The sequence below is a fragment of the Corynebacterium sp. AOP12-C2-36 genome (genome assembly GCF_052379185.1).
In the GTDB taxonomy this organism is placed as follows: domain Bacteria; phylum Actinomycetota; class Actinomycetes; order Mycobacteriales; family Mycobacteriaceae; genus Corynebacterium.
Genome location: NZ_JBQSYJ010000078.1, coordinates 1 through 688, shown reverse-complemented (window position 1 = coordinate 688; position 688 = coordinate 1). Strand labels below are relative to the sequence as shown.

1 protein-coding gene is annotated in these 688 nt (G+C 67.7%); it reads right to left on the bottom strand.

Features of this window, described 5'->3' with window-relative positions; translation table 11 throughout:
* On the bottom strand, positions 1–675 hold the full coding sequence (gene mtrA / locus ACT3UN_RS16545) for an MtrAB system response regulator MtrA (protein WP_301443621.1): 675 nt from the start codon (positions 673–675) through the stop codon (positions 1–3).
* Positions 676–688: the final 13 nt, after the last annotated feature.

The window sequence follows — 688 nt, the reverse complement described above, 5'->3', positions numbered from 1 at the left end:
CTACTCCCCGGTCTTGTAACCGACCCCGCGGACGGTCTGGATGATCGTCGGGTTGTCCGGGTCCTTCTCCACCTTCGAGCGCAACCGCTGGATGTGCACGTTGACCAGGCGGGTGTCGTTGGACTTGCGGTAGCCCCACACCCGCTCCAGCAGTTCCTCGCGGGCGAAGACCTGGCGCGGCCGGGAGGCCAGGGTGGTCAGCAGCTCGAACTCGATCGGGGTCAACGAGATCGGCTTACCGCGACGGGTCACCTGGTGGCCGCCGAAGTCGATGGTGAGGTCGGCGACCTTCACCGACTCCGGGACCTCCTCCGGGGTGCGGCGCAACCGCGCGCGCACCCGGGCGACCAGCTCCTTGGGCTTGAACGGCTTGGGGACGTAGTCGTCCGCGCCGGTCTCCAGGCCCAGGACGACGTCCACCGTGTCGGTCTTTGCGGTGAGCATCACGATCGGCACCGCGGAGAACTCCCGCACCGCGCGGCACACGTCGATGCCGCTCATGCCCGGGAGCATGAGGTCGAGCAGGATGAGGTCGGGGTGCTCGTTCTCCGCGGCCTCCACGGCCTGCGGCCCGTCCCCGACGACGACCGTGTCGAAACCCTCGCCCTGCAGGACGATGGTCAGCATCTCCGAGATTGCGGGGTCGTCGTCGACGACGAGAACTTTCTCTGCCATGGGGATCAGTCTG